16 protein-coding genes are annotated in these 19199 nt (G+C 65.9%); 7 read left to right on the forward strand and 9 right to left on the reverse strand.

The window, feature by feature from the left end; genetic code table 11:
• Window positions 1-5 precede the first annotated feature (5 nt).
• A complete protein-coding gene (locus tag BCCGELA001_RS13630) occupies window positions 6-3122 on the forward strand; it encodes an efflux RND transporter permease subunit (protein WP_060735533.1) in 3117 nt (1038 codons plus the stop codon).
• Window positions 3123-3125: 3 nt separating this feature from the next.
• On the opposite strand, the gene BCCGELA001_RS13635 is transcribed toward BCCGELA001_RS13630, so the two are convergent.
• The 4 genes from BCCGELA001_RS13635 to BCCGELA001_RS13650 all read right to left on the reverse strand — a co-directional run bounded on the left by BCCGELA001_RS13635 (window position 3126) and on the right by BCCGELA001_RS13650 (window position 7388).
• Window positions 3126-4088 carry an amidohydrolase family protein gene (locus BCCGELA001_RS13635; protein WP_060735534.1) on the reverse strand — a complete coding sequence of 321 codons (963 nt, stop codon included), beginning with the start codon at window positions 4086-4088 and terminating at the stop codon, window positions 3126-3128.
• A 118-nt stretch (window positions 4089-4206) separates the two neighbouring features.
• Window positions 4207-5604: a TolC family outer membrane protein gene (locus BCCGELA001_RS13640; RefSeq protein ID WP_060735535.1), complete on the reverse strand. Its 1398-nt coding sequence runs from the start codon at window positions 5602-5604 to the stop codon at window positions 4207-4209.
• 220 nt (window positions 5605-5824) lie between these two features.
• On the reverse strand, window positions 5825-6604 hold the full coding sequence (locus BCCGELA001_RS13645) for an enoyl-CoA hydratase (RefSeq protein WP_008553390.1): 780 nt from the start codon (window positions 6602-6604) through the stop codon (window positions 5825-5827).
• A 106-nt stretch (window positions 6605-6710) separates the two neighbouring features.
• Window positions 6711-7388: a hypothetical protein gene (locus tag BCCGELA001_RS13650; RefSeq protein WP_060735536.1), complete on the reverse strand. Its 678-nt coding sequence runs from the start codon at window positions 7386-7388 to the stop codon at window positions 6711-6713.
• A gap of 288 nt (window positions 7389-7676) precedes the next feature.
• On the opposite strand from BCCGELA001_RS13650, the gene BCCGELA001_RS13655 reads away from it, so the two are divergent.
• Both BCCGELA001_RS13655 and BCCGELA001_RS13660 read left to right on the forward strand, forming a co-directional pair.
• The gene (locus BCCGELA001_RS13655) at window positions 7677-8222 is read left to right on the forward strand and encodes a sigma-70 family RNA polymerase sigma factor (protein WP_060735537.1); all 546 of its coding nucleotides are present in this window, start codon (window positions 7677-7679) and stop codon (window positions 8220-8222) included.
• A gap of 2 nt (window positions 8223-8224) precedes the next feature.
• Window positions 8225-8863, forward strand: coding sequence for an NrsF family protein (locus BCCGELA001_RS13660; protein WP_060735538.1), 639 nt, complete (start codon window positions 8225-8227; stop codon window positions 8861-8863).
• An 11-nt stretch (window positions 8864-8874) separates the two neighbouring features.
• Here the strand turns inward: BCCGELA001_RS13660 and BCCGELA001_RS13665 are convergent, their stop codons facing one another.
• On the reverse strand, window positions 8875-9975 hold the full coding sequence (locus BCCGELA001_RS13665) for a DUF2336 domain-containing protein (RefSeq protein WP_060735539.1): 1101 nt from the start codon (window positions 9973-9975) through the stop codon (window positions 8875-8877).
• 62 nt (window positions 9976-10037) lie between these two features.
• Window positions 10038-11195, reverse strand: a complete 1158-nt coding sequence (locus BCCGELA001_RS13670; RefSeq protein WP_008553394.1) for a GGDEF domain-containing protein — start codon at window positions 11193-11195, stop codon at window positions 10038-10040.
• A 436-nt stretch (window positions 11196-11631) separates the two neighbouring features.
• Here BCCGELA001_RS13670 and BCCGELA001_RS13675 point away from each other — a divergent pair, with 436 nt between their 5' ends.
• From BCCGELA001_RS13675 to BCCGELA001_RS13690, 4 genes are all read left to right on the forward strand, one after another.
• Window positions 11632-12201, forward strand: a complete 570-nt coding sequence (locus BCCGELA001_RS13675; protein ID WP_060735540.1) for a sigma-70 family RNA polymerase sigma factor — start codon at window positions 11632-11634, stop codon at window positions 12199-12201.
• Window positions 12198-12893: a hypothetical protein gene (locus BCCGELA001_RS13680; protein WP_060735541.1), complete on the forward strand. Its 696-nt coding sequence runs from the start codon at window positions 12198-12200 to the stop codon at window positions 12891-12893. The genes BCCGELA001_RS13675 and BCCGELA001_RS13680 overlap by 4 nt, the downstream gene beginning before the upstream one ends.
• A 16-nt stretch (window positions 12894-12909) precedes the next feature.
• Entirely contained in the window at window positions 12910-14625 is a 1716-nt protein-coding gene (locus BCCGELA001_RS13685; RefSeq protein ID WP_060735542.1) for a S8 family serine peptidase, read from the forward strand.
• A 482-nt stretch (window positions 14626-15107) separates the two neighbouring features.
• Window positions 15108-15896, forward strand: a complete 789-nt coding sequence (locus BCCGELA001_RS13690; RefSeq protein ID WP_060735543.1) for a TIGR03809 family protein — start codon at window positions 15108-15110, stop codon at window positions 15894-15896.
• Between the two features lie 123 nt (window positions 15897-16019).
• Here the strand turns inward: BCCGELA001_RS13690 and BCCGELA001_RS13695 are convergent, their stop codons facing one another.
• The 3 genes from BCCGELA001_RS13695 to meaB all read right to left on the reverse strand — a co-directional run bounded on the left by BCCGELA001_RS13695 (window position 16020) and on the right by meaB (window position 19177).
• Window positions 16020-17390, reverse strand: a complete 1371-nt coding sequence (locus tag BCCGELA001_RS13695) for a TIGR03808 family TAT-translocated repetitive protein (RefSeq protein WP_060735544.1) — start codon at window positions 17388-17390, stop codon at window positions 16020-16022.
• A 93-nt stretch (window positions 17391-17483) separates the two neighbouring features.
• A complete protein-coding gene (locus BCCGELA001_RS13700) occupies window positions 17484-18191 on the reverse strand; it encodes a pyroglutamyl-peptidase I (RefSeq protein WP_060735545.1) in 708 nt (235 codons plus the stop codon).
• Window positions 18188-19177, reverse strand: coding sequence for a methylmalonyl Co-A mutase-associated GTPase MeaB (meaB, locus tag BCCGELA001_RS13705; protein ID WP_008553435.1), 990 nt, complete (start codon window positions 19175-19177; stop codon window positions 18188-18190). Before meaB ends, BCCGELA001_RS13700 begins: the two co-directional genes overlap by 4 nt.
• Window positions 19178-19199: the final 22 nt, after the last annotated feature.

Consider the following 19199-nt stretch of genomic DNA (forward strand, 5'->3'; position numbering starts at 1 on the left):
CCTGAATGGATCGTCTCGTCGCTCTCGCCGTCAACCGGCGCTTTCTGATGGTCGGCATGTTCGTCGCCGTCTTTGTCGGCGGCCTGATCGCGTTTAACCAGCTCAACATCGAGGCCTATCCGGACCCGACCCCGCCGATGGTCGACATCGTGACGCAAAGTCCCGGCCTGTCGGCGGAAGAGATCGAACGCTACATCACGATCCCGATCGAGACCCAGGTCGCGGGTCTGAAGAACATCACGACCATCCGCACCATCTCTCTGTACGGCCTCTCCGACGTCAAAATCCAGTTCTCCTTCGCCTACACCTATGACGAGGCGCAGCAGCAGGTGTTGAACCGGCTGGCGCAGCTCGCGCCGTTGCCGGGCAACGTGCAGCCGCAGATCTCGCCACTCAGTCCGATCGGCGAAATCTTCCGCTATCGCCTGGTGGGACCGCCGAATTACAGCGTGCTCGACCTGAAGACCATCCAGGACTGGATCCTGCAGCGCCGCTTTCGCGCCGTACCCGGCGTCATCGACGTCACCGGGTGGGGCGGCAGGAGCAAGACCTACGAGATCCAGGTCGACTTCAACAAGCTCGTTGCCAACGGTCTGACGCTGCCGCAACTGCTCCAGGCCGTCGGCAACTCCAACGTCAATGTCGGCGGCAACACCGTCAATATCGGCCAGCAATCCGCCGTGGTGCGCGGCGTCGGCCTGATCCGCTCGATCGACGATCTCGCCAACACCATGGTAGCGCAGACCGGCGGCAATCCGGTATTGGTGAAGGACGTCGCAACGGTCACGGTCGGTCAGAAGCCGCGTCTCGGCATCGCCGGTCTCGATGATGCCGACGACATCGTGCAGGGCATCGTCCTGATGCGCCGCGGCGAGCAGAGCACGCCCACCATCAAACGGGTCGAGCAACTCGTCCAGCAGATCAACAATTCGTCCATCCTGCCGCCCGGCGTACGCATCGAGCGCATCTACGACCGCAAGGACCTGATCGACCTCACCACCCACACCGTGCTGCACAACATGGTCGTCGGCATTCTGCTGATCGTGCTGCTGCAATGGATCTTCCTCGGCGATCTCCGCAGCGCATTGATCGTCGGCGCCACCATTCCGTTCGCGCTGTTCTTCGCGGTGATCATCCTGGTGCTGCGCGGGGAATCGGCCAATCTGCTGTCGGTCGGCGCGATCGATTTCGGCCTGATCGTGGACGGCACGGTCATCATGGTGGAGGCGATCTTCCGCCGCCTGACGCAGACGACGCCGATGTCGGATGCCGAGCAGATGTCGTCAGAGACGCTGTTCGGCATGAAGAGCCACGCCATCCTCAGCGCGGCCGCCGACGTCTCGCGATCGATCTTCTTCGCTGCGGCGATCATCATCGCGGCCTTCCTGCCGCTGTTCACACTCTCCGGCGTCGAGGGCAACATCTTCGGGCCGATGGCCCGCACCTACGCCTATGCGTTGGCCGGCGGGCTGCTTGCGACGTTCACCGTCACGCCGGCGCTCTCCGCGATCATCCTGCCGGCACATGTCGAGGAGACTGAGACCCGGGTCATGCAGTTCCTGCACCGGATCTATTCTCCGTTGCTGCATTGGGCGGTTGCCAATCGCAAGATCGTGCTCGGCGGCACCGTCGGCCTCGTGCTGCTGACGGTGGCGCTCAGCCGGCTGCTTGGCCTCGAATTCCTGCCGAAGCTGGAGGAGGGCAATCTCTGGATCCGCGCCACGCTGCCGCCGACCATCTCGCTTCAGGAAGGCAACACCTATGTCAACGAGATGCGCAAGATCATCCGCGCCCGGCCCGAGGTCGAGTCCGTCGTGTCGCAGCACGGCCGTCCCGACGACGGCACGGATGCAGCCGGCTTCTTCAATGCCGAGTTCTTCGCGCCGCTCAAGCCCGTGAGCCAGTGGCCCGGCACGCGCGACAAGGAAGAGCTGACCGCGGAGCTGCTCAAGCAGCTCGACGACCGCTTCCCCGGCGTCGAGTTCAACTTCTCGCAATACCTGCAAGACAACGTTTCCGAAGCGGTTTCCGGCGTGAAGGGCGAGAACTCGATCAAGCTGTTCGGCAGCGATCTCCAGGCGCTGACCGACACCGCCAACAAGATTAAGTCGGTGCTCGCGACCGTGCAGGGCGTCACCGACCTCGCGGTGTTCACCTCGCTCGGGCAGCCGACCATCCAGATCGACATCGACCGCGCCAAGGCCGCCCGCTACGGCCTTTCGCCCGGCGACATCAACGCCACCATCAAGGTCGCGGTCGGCGGTGATACTGCGGGCGATCTCTATGAGCCGGGCAGCGATCGCCACTTCCCGATCATCGTCCGCCTCGCGCCGGAATATCGCCGAAGCGCGGAGGCGATCCACAATTTGCGGATCGGCGCGCCCGGGCCCAACGGCACCGTCACGCAGATTCCCTTGAGCGAGGTCGCCAACATCAATCTCGTCTCCGGCGCCGCCTACATCTATCGCGAGCAGCAGGAGCGTTATCTGCCGATCAAGTTCTCGGTGCGCGAGCGTGATCTCGGCAGCGCGATCCGCGAGGCACAGCAGAAGATCGCCGAGCAGGTGCAGCTGCCGCCCGGCTCGCACATGGATTGGGTCGGCGAGTTCGGCAATCTCCAGGACGCGATCCGCCGGCTGTCGATCGTGGTGCCGATCTCGCTTGCGCTGATCGGCGTCCTGCTCTGGTTCAATTTCGGCTCGATGACCGATACGCTGCTGGCAATGAGCGTGATCCCGATGGCGATCTTCGGCGGCGTGCTGGGCCTGTTGATATCAGGCACGGCGTTCAGCGTCTCGGCGGCGATCGGCTTCATCGCGCTGTTCGGCATCGCGGTGATGGACGGCATCATCATCCTGTCCCAGTTCAACCAGCTCATCGAAGAAGGCATGGACCGCATGAGCGCGGTGATCCGTACCGGCGAGCTGCAGCTTCGGCCGGTGCTGATGACCTGCGTCGTCGCGGGCATCGGCCTGTTGCCGGCAGCGCTGTCGGAGGGCATCGGCTCGCAGGTGCAGAAGCCACTCGCGGTCGTGGTCGTCACCGGCATGATGCTGGCGCCGCTGGTTATCCTGGTGACGCTGCCGGTGCTGATCTCTTTCTTCTCGCGCCGCGCGCGCTGATCGTCAGAACCCGTAGAGCCGCGCCGGATTGTCGACCAGGATCTTCTTGCGCACATCCGCGTCCGGCGCCCACACCGCAAGTTGATTGAGCAGGCGGCCGTCGTCGATCTGATAGAGTGGCGCGATGTCGGTGGGCTTGCGTCCCTCGACGCGGCTGGAGTCCGGATGCGGCCAGTCGGTGCCCCAGACGATGCGATCCGCATTCGCCGCGATCAATGCGCGGGCATAGGGCACCATATCCTGATAGTCGGGCGCGAGCTTGGATGAGCGATAGGCGCCCGAGATTTTCACATAGGCCTTGCCCGATTTGACGAGCGCGACGAGATCGGAGAAGCCCGGCTGCTCCAGCCCGAGCGAAGCCTCGAGGCCGCCGAAATGGTCGAACACGACGGGCACCGGCGCCGTCTCGACGAGGTCCTTGATCGCCGAGATCATAGCGAGCGTGGTGTAGAGCTGCACGTGCCAGCCGCGCGCCTTCATGCGTTCGACGGCGGTGGTGAAGCGCGGTCGGCCGATGTTGGGATCATTGACGCCTCCCGTCGCGAGATTGAGGCGGATGCCGCGGAAGCCGTCCTGATGCATCGCATCGAGCGCGCTTTCGCTGACTTTGTCGTCGATCACGGCGACCCCGCGCGCGGTCGCACCGCGCGCCTTCATGCCGAACAGGGTCGAGGCGTTGTCGGTGCCGTAGACGCTGGGCGTGACGATCACCACGCGCTCGATATGCAGAGCCCTGTGCAGCGCGGCCATTTCCTCAGGGCTCGCCAGCTCCGGCGTGTAGACGCGCCCGGCGAAGAACGGAAATTGTTCGACGTCGCCATGGATGTGGGTGTGGCAGTCGCAGGCATGCGCCGGGACCTCGAAATTGATGGGCGTTGCGGGCTGTGCCGCGCGGGCATGGGCTTTGCTGGTCATGGCTACTCCGGCGGCCAGGGAGGCGAAGAGCACGCCGCGCCGGCTGAGCATGGTTTCTCTCCTGCTTCGTTGTTGACGAGCGACCTTAGCACAGGTGCGAGGCGCGTGGGATCGCAGCACGCCCAATGGCGGCGTCACTTTCGCAGGAGCGAAGGGAAAGCTTCGACCTCTACTGCCCCGACGGCGTCCGCAGGCCGTGCCAGGCGTCGCGGACCTGGTGGTAATGCACCTCGGGCAGGTAGTCCGGCGTGTTCAGGTTCAAGGTCTTGACGTCGAGATGGCCGATGGCGCTGAGCAGCGTGTAGGAGGCGATGACGCGGTCACGCTGCGCGCCGATCAGGCGGGCCTTGGCCTGGATCAGATCCGCTTGCGAGTTCAGCACATCCACGGTCGTGCGCTGACCGCCGGCGGCCTCACGCTGCACGCCCTGCAGCGCGACGGTCGCGGCCTTCACCTCGGACTCCGAGGCCGAGACCGTGACCTTGGCGCCTTCATTGGCAACCCAGGCGCTGACGGCCGCCGTGCGCGCCTGGTTGCGCACTTGATCCAGCACGAGCCGGCTCTGCGCAGTGATTTCCTTGGCCTGCCGGGTCTGCGCCGCGGCCTGGCCGCCGTCATAGATCGGCGCGGTGACGTTGGCGACGATCGAGGCCTGGTCTTCGGCGAACGTGCCGAGCGTCGGGTCGTTGTTGCGGCTCTTGCTGGCGCTGCCCTGGATGCTGGCGCTCGGCAGCAGCGTGCCTTCGGCGATGCGAATGTTGGTGGAGGCGACGTCCACGTCGAAGCTTGCGGCCATCACCGCCGGATGTTGGCGGATCGACATCGTCATTGCGTCTTCGCGACTTTTCGGCAGATAGCGGTCGACGGCTTCGGCGGGCCGAAGCTGCGATGGCGCATTGCCGATCACTTGCGCATAGGTGGCCTGGCTGACGGCGAGCGCGACTTCGGCCGCGTTGAGATCGGCAAGGCCGCGGTTGAGGCGCGCTTCGGCCTGGGCGGTGTCGGTCGGCGTGACGTCGCCGGCGTTGAGGCGGCGCTGGGTGACGGAGAGTGTTTCGCGGAGGAAAGCGACGTTGGAGCGCTGCGCTTCGACGAGCGACTGGTTCGCAAGCACGTTGGTGTAGGCGGTGACCGCATCGAGCAGCACGCCCTGGCCGACATTGCGGAGCGCCTCGCGACCCGACTGCACCTGGAGTTCGGCGGCCCGCACGCTGTTGGCGGTGCGGAAGCCGTTGAACAGGGTCTGCGTCACGGTGACGCCGATGATCCATGGCTTCAGATTGGCGGTCTGAACGGTGTTGTCGGGCAGCAGATTGCGCACGGATTGCAGGCCGGCGCTGAGGCTGGCCACGATCTGCGGGCGGTAGCCGGCGAGGGCCTGCGGCACGTTCTCGTCGGTCGCGCGCTGCCGCGCGCGCTCGGCGTTGAGCTGCGGATTGGTCTGGTAGGCCTTGGCGAGGGCCTCGGGCAGGGCTTCTGCCGATGCGGCCGAGGACAGGGCGCAAGAAAGCGCCAGTGTGGCCCATGTCGCAAACACGGGAGCCACGCCCGATCGATGCCGCATCATCACGCGACCAGCTCTGGCGGCACGCCCAATCATGTAAACCCGCAACCCTGCCTGTCCGCCCCCGCCGACGGCGGCCCTCTTAACTGTTTAACCAGCGCAGGTCCCGCAGGCAAACTGCCGCGGGGGAAACCCCCATGAAATCCGTGCTTGTTGCAGCTTCGTCACAGAAGTTCCGCGGGCAGCGAGACGGCCTTACACCAGCCTTACCGCGGGCGGGCCTCTACCGGTTCTTGTTCACCGGCTTGCGCTTCTCGATGAACGCCGCCATGCCCTCGGAGCGGTCCTCCAGCGCGAAGGTCGAGTGGAACAGGTTGCGCTCGACGCTCATGCCCTCCGCCAGCGTGGTCTCGAAGGCGCGGTTCACCGCTTCCTTGGCCATCGCGGCGGCAGGGCGCGACATCGAGGCGATCTTCTCGGCCGCCGCCATCACCTCGTCCATCAGCTTGTCGGCCGGCACGATGCGGCTGACGAGGCCACTACGCTCGGCCTCGGCCGCATCCATCATGCGCCCGGTAAGGCAGAGGTCCATCGCCTTCGACTTGCCGATTGCGCGGGTCAGGCGCTGGGTGCCGCCGATGCCTGGAATGGTGCCGAGCGTGATTTCGGGCTGGCCGAACTTCGCGGTGTCGGCGGCGATGATGACGTCGCACATCATGGCGAGCTCGCAGCCGCCGCCGAGCGCATAACCCGCGACCGCCGCAATGGTCGGCTTGCGGCAGCGTGCGATGCGGTCGCCGCCGATCGCGGCAAAATCCTCGGAGAACATGTCGATGAAGCCTTTCGGCTGCATCTCCTTGATGTCGGCGCCGGCGGCAAAGGCCTTCTCGCTGCCGGTCACGACGATGCAACCGATGGCCTCATCGGCCTCGAGGTCGTCGACGGCGGCCGCGATCTCGCGGAAGACGCCGAACGAGAGCGCGTTGAGCATCTTCGGCCGGTTCAGCTTGATGATGCCGACCGCATCGATGCTTTCGACGATGATGTGTTCGAACGTGCTCATGCTCCACCCACGCTTTGATTGGGCGGGCAATGTGCCCGCTGGCGCGGTGGGCTTCAAGGGGGCCGGACCAGAACGCGCGAGCCGCGCGCCCTGGTGGAACTGGCAATCAGGCCATGAACATGCGCGCCGCCGAGGCCAGCGTCAGCACCGTGCCGACGCCGATGAAGATCTTGCCGATCAGGGAGCTCTGGTCCCAGGCCGAGCTCTGCTGGCTGCTTGCCATCACCGGTGCGGGGCGCGGCTGCGCTTCGGTTGCGGCGATCACGGCCTTCTGCGCCGGCGGGTTGTCCTGTTGCAGGGCACGGTCGACGTCGTTGAGCTGATCGGGAGCCACCACCTGAGGCTCGGCATTTGGGGCGGCACCGTTGGCGGTATCGTCGGCCGCCGCCTGGACGTTGTCGTTGGCACGGCCCGTCATCGCGGAGGCCGCAGCCGCGGTCGGGGTGTCGGCGGCCGCGATCTGCGCATTGGCGTTGGCGACTTCCGGCGGCATCTGGCTCGCGGCCGGCACATCGTTGTTGGTTTTATTCCCGAGCTTGGCTTCGTCGGCCTTTGCCGTGGCGTCCTGCTTGTCGGCCTTGTCACCGGATTTCTGCGCCGTCTTGCCATCGCCGGTACGGCCAGACTCATGGCGCCGCTGCTTGCTAGGCTTGGCCGTGTCGGCCTGCTTGCCCGCGCTGTCCGATTTGCCGGTCGAGCTCGGCTCCGCCTGTGCAACGCCGCCAAGCAGCAAGAAAAGGCCGGCCGCAAGGATGAGGGCCGCGCGTCCGCTCGCTTTGATCATGTTGACGATCTCCCCAATTCCGCCCGTCCCAGGAACGAACAGAGACCCTGGGGCGTGACGACAGCGGGGCAGAAAATGGGAATCTTCGGGCCACGCCGGGCAAAAACGGGGCAGCCGGCCGCTTGCGCGCCCGACCGATGCGGAGAGGACCGATCGGTGTTATGAGCCGTCACGGATTCCTACGGCCGTATCGGATGGGTGGCATCGGGTTGATCACGAGTTCGTGAGCACTTGGCTGCCTGCGTAACAAGTTGAAAGAGCGGCCGAATTGCATGGTGAGGGGCGCGCGTGCGCGGACGTGAAGATGAATGGACCGGCCTGATGCGGTCGGCCATGGCAGGCGATGATGCGGCCTATCATCGTCTGTTGAAGGCGGTCACGCCGGTGTTGCGCGCCGCTGCGAGGCGTGGGCTGGCGCGGGCCGGCCAGCCTCCCCATCAAGCCGAGGATATCGTGCAGGAGATTTTGTTGGCGGTGCATCTGAAGCGGCACACCTGGGACAGCGAAGCCCCGTTCGCGCCCTGGCTGTTCGCGATCGCCCGCAACAAGTTGATCGATGCGCTGCGGCGGCGCGGCAAACGTGTCTTCGTCAATATCGACGATTTCGCCGAGACGCTGCCGGGCGAGGCGCCGCAGGAGACGGCCTCGGCAGGCGAGGTCGCCGCGCAGCTCGGCACCCTGCCGCAGCGCCAGCGCGACGTGCTGCAGTCGATCGCGGTCGAGGCCGCCTCGATCAAGGATACGGCGGCGAAGTTTGCGATGAGCGAAGGTGCGGTGCGGGTCGCACTGCATCGCGGGCTTGCTGCGCTGACTGCCAAACTGCGGGACCAGTAGCCATGGATACCGATCAACTCATTCGTTCACTCGCGGCCGACAACGACCATCGCGCGCCGCGCGTCGGCGCCGTCCTGACCATGGCGCTGCTGGTGGCCGCGCCGCTGTCGATCCTGATCTTCGCGACCTTCCTCGGCGTACGGTCGGATCTGATGAACGCGATGGGCAATCCGTTCTTCGACATGAAATTCGCGGTGACGCTCTCGCTCGCGATTCCCGCCATCATCGTCAGCCTGCATCTGTCGCGGCCCGAGGCGCTGCTGCGCGGCTGGGGTTGGCTCTTGCTGCTCCCCGTCGGACTGCTCGCGGTCGCGATCGGTGGCGAGATGATGATGGCGCCGGCCATGCCGATGACGATGCGCATGATGGGCAAGAACTCCAGGGTATGCCTGGTCGCGATCCCCGCAATGTCGCTGCCGCTTCTGGCAGGGGCGCTGTTCGGCCTGCGCCACGGCGCGCCGTCACGCCCCGCGCTCGCCGGTGCGCTCGCGGGCCTGGTGTCGGCCGGGCTCGCCGCGACGCTCTACGCCTCGCACTGCACCGACGATTCTCCGTTGTTCGTTGCGACCTGGTACACGCTCGCGACCGCGGTGGTGACCGCGATCGGCGCGGCGGTCGGATCGAGGGTGTTGCGGTATTGACCGGCCGCCACTCACGCCGGCGTCGTGTTCTGCTGCATGCGGTGGAAGCGCAGCACCTGTTGCGCAGTCGATGAGCGCAGGGCTTCGTAGGTGTCGCGCAGCGTCAGCATGTCGGTCTGCGAGCCGCCCGCGAGCTTCTCGCGCATGGCGATGATCGCGCGCACGCTCGGCCACGACATACCCGCGATCTTGGCGAGGATCATCACGCCCTCGGTGCGGCTCTCGATCATCATGTTCTCGGCGGTCTCGACCGCGACGCCCGCAAGCGCGGCGAGCCCCGCATTGGTCTCGTCGAACTTGCCTTGCTCGGCGAAAGCAGTCACCTGTAACTCGTTGAGGCGGCCGTCGTCGTACAGCGACTTCACCAGTGCGCGCGCCATCTCGGTCTGCTTCGTCATGGCAGCGGTGCGGACCCGCTGGGCCGCTTCCTGGACCACACTCGACACTTCGTCCGCAAGTTCGGGGTGCGCAGCCGCCAACTTCCTACGCACGCTCGAGGAGGCCTTCGCGACCAACTTCAAATAGTGATGACGCGGCAAATCGGGCCGCTGCCCGATGCAGGTGGCAAGCTCGTCGTCGCGTTCGGCGCGGGTGACGAGATCGGTGAGACTTCCCTCAGAGAGGCGCGCGCCCGGATTGCTGACGGTCGACTGCACCACGTCCTCGTTGCCGCGGGTCACCAGCACATCGGTCAAGGCCTCGGACAGCACCCGCCGGAGCGAAATCGCCTTGAGATGCGCCTGGCCTCTGGTGCGCGCGATCTCGATCAGGGTCGCCTCGTCTAGCCGTTCCGATTTCGACAGCACAGGCCCGGACACCTCGATCACCTCGTCGAGCGCCAGTGTGCGGATGATCTCGGGCGGCGCGGCTGCGATCGGGGCGAGGCGGTCGGCGAGCAGCGCCCTGGCCGAGGTCTCGATCTGCTCGACGAGGCACTGGAACACGTCGTCGAACACGCGGACGTGGTCGTCGGAATAATCCATTGCGTTGCCGACGAAGAGGTCGGTGACGCGGCGCAGCGTCTCGACCCGGCGCGCGACGGTGCCGTGCGAGAGCGCAGCCTGCAATTCCTCGAGCAGGTTCTCGGATGGTTTCATGGATCTCGATCTCATTGCCCTGTCCTGGAGCGTTTGCTCCGGCGACGTCTTCTCACGCGCCGGGAAAAATGAATTGGTCAGTTCGTTGAAATGCGGTTGCGCCCTTGTGCCTTGGCGGAATAGAGCGCGCTGTCGGCGCGGGCGAGGAACGTGTCGGCAGTATCAGATTCGCGCAGCGTCACGACGCCCGCGGAAATGGTCACGCGCATGCCGGGAGAGAATGCGCTCCAGTCGAGATCGGCAACGATGCTGCGCAAGCGCTCGAGCATGCTTGCCGCCGCCTTGCCGTCGGTTCCCGGCAGCAGCAGCAGGAACTCCTCGCCGCCATAGCGGCCGAAGCTGTCGGCCGAACGGATGTTGGCGAAAACTGTGATCGCGAAGGTGCGAAGCACCTCGTCGCCGACGGGATGTCCGTGAGCGTCGTTGATGCGCTTGAACCAGTCGAGATCGATCAGCGCGATCGCGCAAGGCGCCGATGCCTGCCGGGATGTTTCGATCGCGGCATCGAGAAGCCGCATGATGCAGCGGCGGTTGTAGGAGCCGGTGAGCTCGTCGAGCTCGGCCAACTCCTCGATGCGCTGATATGCGGCCTTCAGCTCGATGCTGCGCCGATACAGGACCTTGCGCAGCGTCGCGCCGAACAGGCCGAGGAAGGCGCACTGGCCGATCACCAGCACGAAGCACAGCATGGAGGCGGTCCGCTGCAGCCGCGTTGCGACGGGCAGGCCGATCGGCAGGTCGGAGGCAAGGAAGACCGCGGCAAGGCCGCAGGTCGCGATCGCCCAGGTCAGCATCGCCTGCGCCGAGGTCATGCGCAGCGAGCCGAAGGCGAAGATCAGGAACAGCACGCTGATGAAGGTGACGCCGATGGTCGGTACCGACAGCAGGAACACGAACTGTAGCGCCGTGTGCGCCGAAATCTGGAATACGGTGAGATAGTGGTCGCTGAACCTGTCGCCGACACCGGCTTCGGAGAGCACGGCGAACGTGCCGATGGTCAGGAGCCCGCCGAACCAGAACAACGAGGCAACGTCGAGGGAGATCGCGCCGTCAAAGGCGTATAGCAACAGGACCGAGGCGCCGAGCGAGTAGCTTGCGACCTGGCCGATATACATCTGGCGGCGCTGCCGGGTCCGGCGCATGCGGACTTCGGGCGCGGCGGCCTCGGGTGTGAGGACGAGATCCGCGACTTCAGCGGCATTCCTCTCCGGAAAGGACGTCGCAGCCGTGCTCATTGTCCCGCCAATGGTGGATGTCAGCTCAAAAATCTACGTGGCAAGCCTTTAGGTTTGGTATCCTTTTGAAATCGAATCCGTCCGTGGTCTTCGGGCCATGGAACATCGACGGGCAAGATCGTTTGCCGACGATTAGGCATCGGGTGCGATGCGGTCGAGCCAAAACGGGGGTTCGCGAGACATACGTCGTGCAAGGCTGCTATGGGGAACCAGACTTGGCCGCGCCGCCTGTGCCGGACGGCCACTGCAGGGAAATGTTCAGTATTATGCTACCAATCTGGACCGAAAAGGCCGACCGCCAGGGGCGGAACACGGAAAATGCGCGTATGTGGGGTAGATCACACAAGCTTCCGTATGACTGCGGTAGGTTGAAGAATTTCGCCCCTCCAGTCGAACCGTCCGCCGCACCGACCCGACCAACCTTGCGAGACGGCATTTGAGCGTGACACAGGCGGCTACGGACGAGGTCCTGATCGCCAGGATCGCTCAAGGCGACCGGCTCGCCATGCAGGTGCTGTACGGGCGGCACCATGTCAGGGTTTACAGGTTCGGTCTCAGGCTCGTTCGGGACGAGCAGGCGGCGGAAGACCTCATCAGCGAGGTGTTTCTCGACGTCTGGCGTCAAGCCGGCAAGTTCGAGGGCCGATCCGCCGTTTCCACCTGGCTGCTGGCAATCACCCGATTCAAGGCCCTCTCTGCGCTCCGGCGCAGGAAGGATTTCGAGCTGGACGAAGAGGCCGCCAACGCGATCGAGGATACGTCCGACGATCCGGAAACGGTGGTCCAGAAGAAGGATACCAGTGAGGCGTTGCGGGAGTGTCTGACGGGCCTCTCACCTGACCATCGGGAGATCGTCGATCTCGTCTACTACCACGAGAAGTCCGTGGAGGAAGTGGCCGAAATCGTCGGGATACCGGAGAACACTGTGAAGACGCGCCTGTTCTACGCGCGCAAGAAACTGGCCGAACTGCTGAAGGCAGCCGGCGTTGAGCGAGGCTGGCCATGATGGCTTTGAGCAAGAAGATGCTGGAGCAAGAGCCCAGTGAGATTGAACTGCTGCTGCCCTGGCACGCCGCCGGCACGCTGAACGCGCGCGATGCCCGCCGCGTCGAGGAAGCGCTGGCGCGCGATCCGGAGCTGGCGAAGCAATATGCCGCGATCCGCGGCGAGTACGAAGAGACCATTCATCTGAACGAGAGCCTGGGCGCTCCGTCGGCGCGCGCGATGCAGAAGCTGTTTGCCGCGATCGACGCCGAGCCGGCGCGGGCGACCGGTTCGCTGCCGCTGTCGGCGCGCATCTCGACCTTCTTCGCGGGCCTGTCGCCGCGCACGCTGGCCTGGTCGGCGGGCCTCGGCGCCGTCGCGCTGGTGCTGCAGGCCGGAATCATCGGCGCCGTGCTGATGAAGAACCAGCCGGCGACCTACCAGACGGCTTCGCTGTCGACCAGCGCACCGATCACGCGCGAACTCGGCAGCGCGTCCACGCCGGCCCGCGCGCTGGTGCGCTTCACGCCCGAGGCGCGCATTGCCGACATCACCGCGCTGCTCGACAGCTACCAGGCCTCGATCATCGACGGCGCCAAGGGCGGCATGTTCCGCCTCCAGTTCAACAAGGCGATGAGCCAGGACGAGCTCGCCTCGCTGCTCGGCAAGATGCAGCGCGAGAAGTTCGTCAATCTGGCCGTCGCGGCGCCCTGAACGCGCCGCTGAACCCATGACGCGCAAGTCCGAGAACAGGGGACGCGCCGGGGCCTACGCTTCGTCGGTCGGCGCCGCGCTGTTGCTTACCGCCTGTTTGGGCGTGGAGGCTGCGCAGGCGCAGGCGATCATGCGCGCACCTGCGATCAGCGTTCCCTCGCGCACGCCGACCATCTCTCCGAGCATGGCCCCGCGCGTCACTTCCAGTCTCGCCGGGCGTACGGTCAGCGTCGACCGCGGTCCGCGGACGATGGCGACCATTCCCCATACCACGACGTCGCGCGTACGGCCGATGAAGCCGGTAGTGCCCTATGCGCGCTATTCCCCCAACCTCTATCCAGCGTGCACTGCAGCTTACCGCGATGCCGACGGCGAGTGCGCAGGCCAACCCAACACAGGCGGGCAGGGCGGTGGAAAAGCGGGCAAGAAAGCCGCCGGCAAGGGGCGCGGCAACAACACGCCGCTCGCGGTCGCCTCGCGCAGCTTCGCCAACGAATTCGTCGCCGAGATCGACGCCGCGCTGTCGCCGACCGAGGCCGATGAGCTCGCCCGTCGCCACGGTCTGACGCGCGTCGCCTCCGAAAATTTTCCGTTGATCGGCGCCACTTTCGGCCTGTTCCGCATCAGCGACGGCCGCCCATACGAGACAGTGCGGCGCGAATTCGCGGCCGACGGCAGCGTGCGCTCGCTCCAGCCGAACTTCCGCTATGTGCTCCAGGATCAAAGGTCGTCGCGGACGACCGAGGGCGATCCTGCGCAATACGCGCTGACGAAGCTCCGCCTGCCGCAGGCCCATACGCTGGCGCATGGCGCCAACGTCACGGTCGCTGTGATCGATTCCGGCATCGACGCCAGCCATCCCGAGCTCGCCAATTCCGTCGCCGACAGTTTCGATGCGCTCGGCAGCGCCGAGGGCCCGCATATTCACGGCACCGGCATCGCGGGGGCCATCGTGGCGCACGCCCGGTTGATGGGCAGCGCGCCCGAGGCGCGCATCATCGCGATCCGCGCCTTTGGCGGCACCGCCGGCGGCGCCGAGAGCTCGTCCTACGTCATCCTGCGCTCGCTGAACCATGCCGCCGAGCACGGCGCGCAGATCGTCAATATGAGCTTCGCCGGTCCGAAGGATGCGGTGATTGAGCGCGCCATCGCCGCGACCGCCGCGCGCGGGCTGGTGCTGATCGCCGCTGCCGGCAATGCCGGCGCGAAATCGCCGCCGCTCTATCCCGCCGCCAATCCCAACGTGATCGCTGTCAGCGCCACCGATCAGCAGGACAGGCTGTTCACCGCCTCCAACCGCGGCAATCACATCGCGGTCGCAGCTCCCGGGGTCGACATCTTCCTCCCGGCGCCCGGCGGCAAATATCAGATCACGTCGGGAACCTCGTTCTCGGCCGCCTATGTCTCCGGCGTCGCGGCGCTGCTGCTCGAGCGCAACCACGCCTTGAAGCCGGAAGCGCTGCGCATGACGCTGACGAAGACCGCGCGCGATCTCGGTTCACCCGGGCGCGACGATCAGTTCGGCGATGGCCAGGCCGACGCGTTTGCCGCGGTCATGGCCGTTCCCGCCGACAATGCGACGCCGGTCGCCGAGGCATCCGGTACAACAAAACGTGAAGATGCCGGCAAGCGTCGCGACGAGCCGGGTATGCGCGCAATCGAACAACCCTCGTTGTCGAGCTCGGACGAGAAATCCACGGTTTCTCAGGCGGATAGGCCGGCGACGCGATAAGGCCTGCGACAAAGCTGCGCGCTAGGCCAAGGCCAAAAAAGCAAACGCCGCGTTGAACGTTCAGCCAGCTGCCACGACCAAATTATGTGGGAGCGGTCATCCCTCCCCATCGGTCATATCAGGCGCGAGCGCCCATCCACCCCAAGCGCCCATATGGCTTTGACCCGTCCGGTTGTCCCCCCGGACGGGTCTTTTCTTTTGCATCCTGTTTTTTGAAGCCGCGCGCGCATTCAGCTTGCGGTTGAACGAACCCGCCTGGATTCGTGGCGAACCTCCGCTCGACACGCTGCAAGCCCGTCATGCTTGTGCGAAGCTTGACTCGAAAACACAGCAAATGACCGCACGACTACGGTGTTTGACGACCAACGCAGTGTCGTTGCTGGACAAGACACAACTTTTCCACAAAATATTCATGTCGCGTCTAAATTGATTCGTGTGCGTTGCGTCCTCCGCGTCCGTGTTTTCCCCTGACGGGCTGGTTCATGACACATCGCCAAGAAGTCGTTCGCGACGCTGTTAGCCGCGACATTGCGGCACGCTGGTGCGCTCTCGCCGAGCAGCGGCTGCAACATCTCTCCGAAATGTTCGAGACCGGCCGCTGGCGCCGCTATCACTCCGAGCTCGCATTTCTCGAGAACATTCAAGAAGCCAAGCGCGCGGTCCAGACCTGGCGCGCGCTTGCGACCGGCGCGGACGTCGCCGAAGCCGCCGCGAGCGTCACGCCCGCCTTCGGCTGGTCGCCGGCGACGATGCCGCGCGTGTTTCCGCGCGAGCAACAGGCGCAGACCGTGCAGCCGAAGGCCGTCCACATCGCGCCCGAGACCGCCGTACCGGTCAGGCTCGATCCCAGGCCAGACCTTCTCGCCGAGGTCATCGAGGCCCCGATCGCACCGCTCAACGAGCTGCCCATGCCGGCGCCGGTCACGCTGCCTGCCATGATGGCGCCGCCCACGATGGCATCGTTCACCGCTCCCGCCGAGATGCCGCCGCTCAAGGCTCCCGCTGCGCGGGCACCGTTCGCCGCACCCGCCGTGAGGTCACCGCTCGCGCCTGCCGCGACCGCGCCGTCCAGCGCGCCTGAAGTGAGGCCGCCGCTTGCGGTGCCAGCCGCGAAGCCACCGAAGAGCGCGCCTGCTGCGATGGCTGCGCTCCTGCCGCAGTTCGCCCCGCCGCCCGAGGAGATCGTCGCGGCCCCCGAGCGCGTCGTCGAATTCACCTTCAGCCTCGACGGACTGGAAGCGAAATACCCGCTGCTCAGGAACGCGTTCTAAGGGAATGCCCAACAAGGCCTAGCGCACTTCTCTCGCCCGTCATCCTGAGGTGTGAAGCATGGGACGCACCGCGTCCCATGCGGAGGCTCGAAGGATGAACGGCCCCTCTGCCTAGCCGCGGGCCTAGCGCCGCACCGCGTTTCCGCCGATCACGACCTGAGCAAATCGCTGCGCACCATCTGCCGAAAGATCGGACGTCACCGCGCGCGCATGGTCCAGCCCGACCACGGCGCCGCGCGGGGTCTCGGAGATCATGTTGTTGTTGACGAGCGCGGTGCCGGCGCCCGGCATCACGGAAACGCCGACACCGGCCAGCGCCTTGCGGATCACGTTGCCGGTGATCGCGACATCGCGCAGATATTTGCCCCAGCCGGCGACGATGCCGTAGGACGGCGCGTTCTCGATCACGTTGCCGGTCACCGAGGTATCAGCCTCGATATAGATGCCGACGCCGGCGTCATCATCCGGCGCGGTGCCGATCGGCCGTTTCGGGATCAGGTTGCGGATGATGTTGCCCTGGACCACCGCGATACGGCCGCCTTCGTTGAAATTGCAGACGGAGACGCCGACGGCGGCGCCATCCACCGTGTTGTTGGCGATGACAGCGGCTTCGAACGCGAACTCGGAATAGAGCGCGACCTCGCGCACGTCGCTGACGCTGTTTCCGGTGATGTGGATGTTGGAGGCGGAGTTGCCGCGCACCGCGGAATAATCGCAATTCCTGATGCGGTTGCCGCGCACGATCACATTGCCGGCACGGAAGGCGTTGATGGCGTTGCCGTACTGGCCCGAGCCGCCGGGGCCTGCCTTGATGTCCTCGATGCGGTTATCGGCGACCAGCGTGCCGTCATCGCCGATCGCCGTGCGCAGGATCTCGATGCCGTTGTCGTTGGTGCCGATGATGGTGTTACGGGACACGCTGAGGTCCCTGGCATCGAACGAGACGACCGCTGTCAGCGCGATATTCGTGAAGATATTGCCGGAGATGTCGCCCGACACCTGCTCGAGCCAGATGCCGCTGCCGCCGGAAGCGGTGATCTCGCAATCGGTGATGCGGACGTCGCGGCCGCCCAGGATGTGGATCAGGCCGCGCCGGGTCGGCAGCGGAAACTTGCCGCCGTCGAAGGTGATGCCGGTGAGGCCGATCGCATCGGACCCGTCGCTCTGGATCGCCGACTGCCCGCCGGTGAACATGAACTTGGTCGCGCCGCGCACGCCGATCAGTTGCGCGCCGCTCGGCAATCGCAACAGACCGGTCCGATAGATGCCGGGAGGCAAGGCGAGTGGCATTTGCACCCGCGCCGCCTCGTCGATCGCGCGCTGCAGCGCGCGCGTCTGATCCTCGCTGCTGCCGGGTCGCACGCCATATTGCGTGGCGTCGCGGCCGAGCAGGGACGTCAGCGGCGCCGCGCGCGCAGCGTCCGCCGGCATGGCGAGCGCACCGGCGATGCCGGCGGTCGAAGCTCCGATGAGATGACGACGATTGAGGTCCATGACGCGTCCTCCGGCGGACGCGGGGGTCCGCGGGGGATTAGGTAGCGCAGCCGGCTGAGGGCCGTGGGGATTGTTCGCGGTAGGGTTAAATGTTTACCGCACAGACGGTGCCGTAGGGTGGGCAAAGCGAAGCGTGCCCACCATTTTCGATGCCGGCTTGTTCGGCTGCTTCCGTGCCAACTGCACCATTTCCATCAACATCGCCTCGCCCGCATCCACCAGCTCCTCCAGCGTCATGCGCGGTGCGCCCTTGCGTCGCACGGCGCCGCTTCGGGCAAGCAGGGGAATGTGGATGAACGCCGCAAGCTGCGGCCCGCCGGTCCTCACATTCTCGATCGCGCGCCAGCTCAGATAGTTGCAGAGATAGGCGCCGGCATCGCGCGAGGCGCGGGCATCGATGCCGGTCAGGCGCGCGGCGCGCAGCAGTTTCGCCGTGTGGGGGCCGAACATCATCGCGTCCGCATGGCCGGCGATGCCGCGCTTGCTCGAGCGGGTGTTGGCGGCATCGGGCCAGAGCATGGTGACGGCGTTGCGCGCGCGGGTTTCGATCCGCAGATAGGGCGTGCGCGCGGCGAGGCCGAACATCAGCAGCGCATGCGGGTTCTGCTTTGCAAGCACCTCGGGCAATTGTCGGTCGACCGCGGCATAGGTCACGGGGAAGATGTGGCTCGACAGCTCGACATCATCGAGCGCCGGACGGCGCAACTGCGTCAGCCGTGCCACCAGCGGCTGGGTCGGGTTATAGGGCGCGCCGGGGAACGGTCCGAAGCCGGTGAGGAGAATGCGGAGCTTTCCGCTCATTGCAGCAACTCCAGGATCTGCTCGGCGGCGAGGGCCGGCGTGAGATGGCCGTCGGCAACTTCAGCCTCGATCTTCCGGACTTTCGTCCGCACCGACGCCTCGCTGCGCAGCCGCGCCAGCATGCGCTGTTCCAGCATCGACCACATCCACTTCACCTGCTGATCGCGTCGCCGCGCCGCGAAATCGCCGGACGCATTCATGGCCTTGCGGTGATCCAGGACCTTCTGCCAGATTTTTGCGATGCCATCGCCGGTGAGTGCCGAATAGGTCTCGACCGGCGGATGCCAATGCTCGGACCGGGGGCTGAGAATATGCAGCGCGCCGCGATAGTCGGCCGCGGTGATCTTGGCCCGCTTGAGATTGTCGCCGTCGGCCTTGTTGATCGCGATCATGTCGGCGAGCTCGACCAGGCCCTTCTTGATGCCCTGCAGCTCGTCGCCGCCGCCCGGCAGCATCAGGGCGAGAAAGAAGTCGGTCATGTCGCAGACCGCGGTCTCGGACTGGCCGATACCGACGGTCTCCACCAGCACGACGTCGAAGCCGGCGGCTTCGCAGAGCAGCATCGCCTCGCGGGTCTTGGCCGCGACACCGCCGAGCGTGCCCGATGACGGCGAGGGGCGGATGAAGGCATGGTCCGAGGCCGCGAGGCGCGCCATCCGCGTCTTGTCGCCGAGGATCGATCCGCCGCTGCGTGCCGAGGACGGGTCCACCGCGAGCACGGCGACCTTGTGGCGCTGCTCGATCAGGTGCGTGCCAAGCGCATCGATCGTAGTGGATTTGCCGACGCCGGGCGAGCCGGTGATGCCGACGCGGAACGCCTTGCCGGTGTCCGGCAGCAGCATCTGCACCAGCTCGCGCGCCAGCGCTTGGTGGTCGCCGCGCCGGCTCTCCACCAGCGTGATCGCCCGCGCCAGCGCCGCGCGGCTGCCGGAGCGAAGGTCGCGGGCGAGGGATTTGATGTCCAGCGAGGCCTTTTTCTCAATCATGCCCTGCTTTACAACGCTGCGG

The sequence above is a fragment of the Bradyrhizobium sp. CCGE-LA001 genome (assembly GCF_000296215.2).
GTDB lineage: Bacteria > Pseudomonadota > Alphaproteobacteria > Rhizobiales > Xanthobacteraceae > Bradyrhizobium.

What these genes read in the sequence shown, in the direction of transcription:
- BCCGELA001_RS13670 (WP_008553394.1), bottom strand. Translation starts at nt 11,195, where the DNA reads ATGAGCACGGCTGCGACGTCCTTTCCGGAGAGGAATGCCGCTGAAGTC.
- BCCGELA001_RS13650 (WP_060735536.1), bottom strand. Translation starts at nt 7,388, where the DNA reads ATGATCAAAGCGAGCGGACGCGCGGCCCTCATCCTTGCGGCCGGCCTT.
- BCCGELA001_RS13660 (WP_060735538.1), top strand. Translation starts at nt 8,225, where the DNA reads ATGGATACCGATCAACTCATTCGTTCACTCGCGGCCGACAACGACCAT.
- BCCGELA001_RS13630 (WP_060735533.1), top strand. Translation starts at nt 6, where the DNA reads ATGGATCGTCTCGTCGCTCTCGCCGTCAACCGGCGCTTTCTGATGGTC.
- BCCGELA001_RS13680 (WP_060735541.1), top strand. Translation starts at nt 12,198, where the DNA reads ATGATGGCTTTGAGCAAGAAGATGCTGGAGCAAGAGCCCAGTGAGATT.
- BCCGELA001_RS13695 (WP_060735544.1), bottom strand. Translation starts at nt 17,390, where the DNA reads ATGGACCTCAATCGTCGTCATCTCATCGGAGCTTCGACCGCCGGCATC.
- BCCGELA001_RS13690 (WP_060735543.1), top strand. Translation starts at nt 15,108, where the DNA reads ATGACACATCGCCAAGAAGTCGTTCGCGACGCTGTTAGCCGCGACATT.
- BCCGELA001_RS13685 (WP_060735542.1), top strand. Translation starts at nt 12,910, where the DNA reads ATGACGCGCAAGTCCGAGAACAGGGGACGCGCCGGGGCCTACGCTTCG.
- meaB (WP_008553435.1), bottom strand. Translation starts at nt 19,177, where the DNA reads ATGATTGAGAAAAAGGCCTCGCTGGACATCAAATCCCTCGCCCGCGAC.
- BCCGELA001_RS13665 (WP_060735539.1), bottom strand. Translation starts at nt 9,975, where the DNA reads ATGAGATCGAGATCCATGAAACCATCCGAGAACCTGCTCGAGGAATTG.
- BCCGELA001_RS13635 (WP_060735534.1), bottom strand. Translation starts at nt 4,088, where the DNA reads ATGCTCAGCCGGCGCGGCGTGCTCTTCGCCTCCCTGGCCGCCGGAGTA.
- BCCGELA001_RS13700 (WP_060735545.1), bottom strand. Translation starts at nt 18,191, where the DNA reads ATGAGCGGAAAGCTCCGCATTCTCCTCACCGGCTTCGGACCGTTCCCC.
- BCCGELA001_RS13640 (WP_060735535.1), bottom strand. Translation starts at nt 5,604, where the DNA reads ATGATGCGGCATCGATCGGGCGTGGCTCCCGTGTTTGCGACATGGGCC.
- BCCGELA001_RS13645 (WP_008553390.1), bottom strand. Translation starts at nt 6,604, where the DNA reads ATGAGCACGTTCGAACACATCATCGTCGAAAGCATCGATGCGGTCGGC.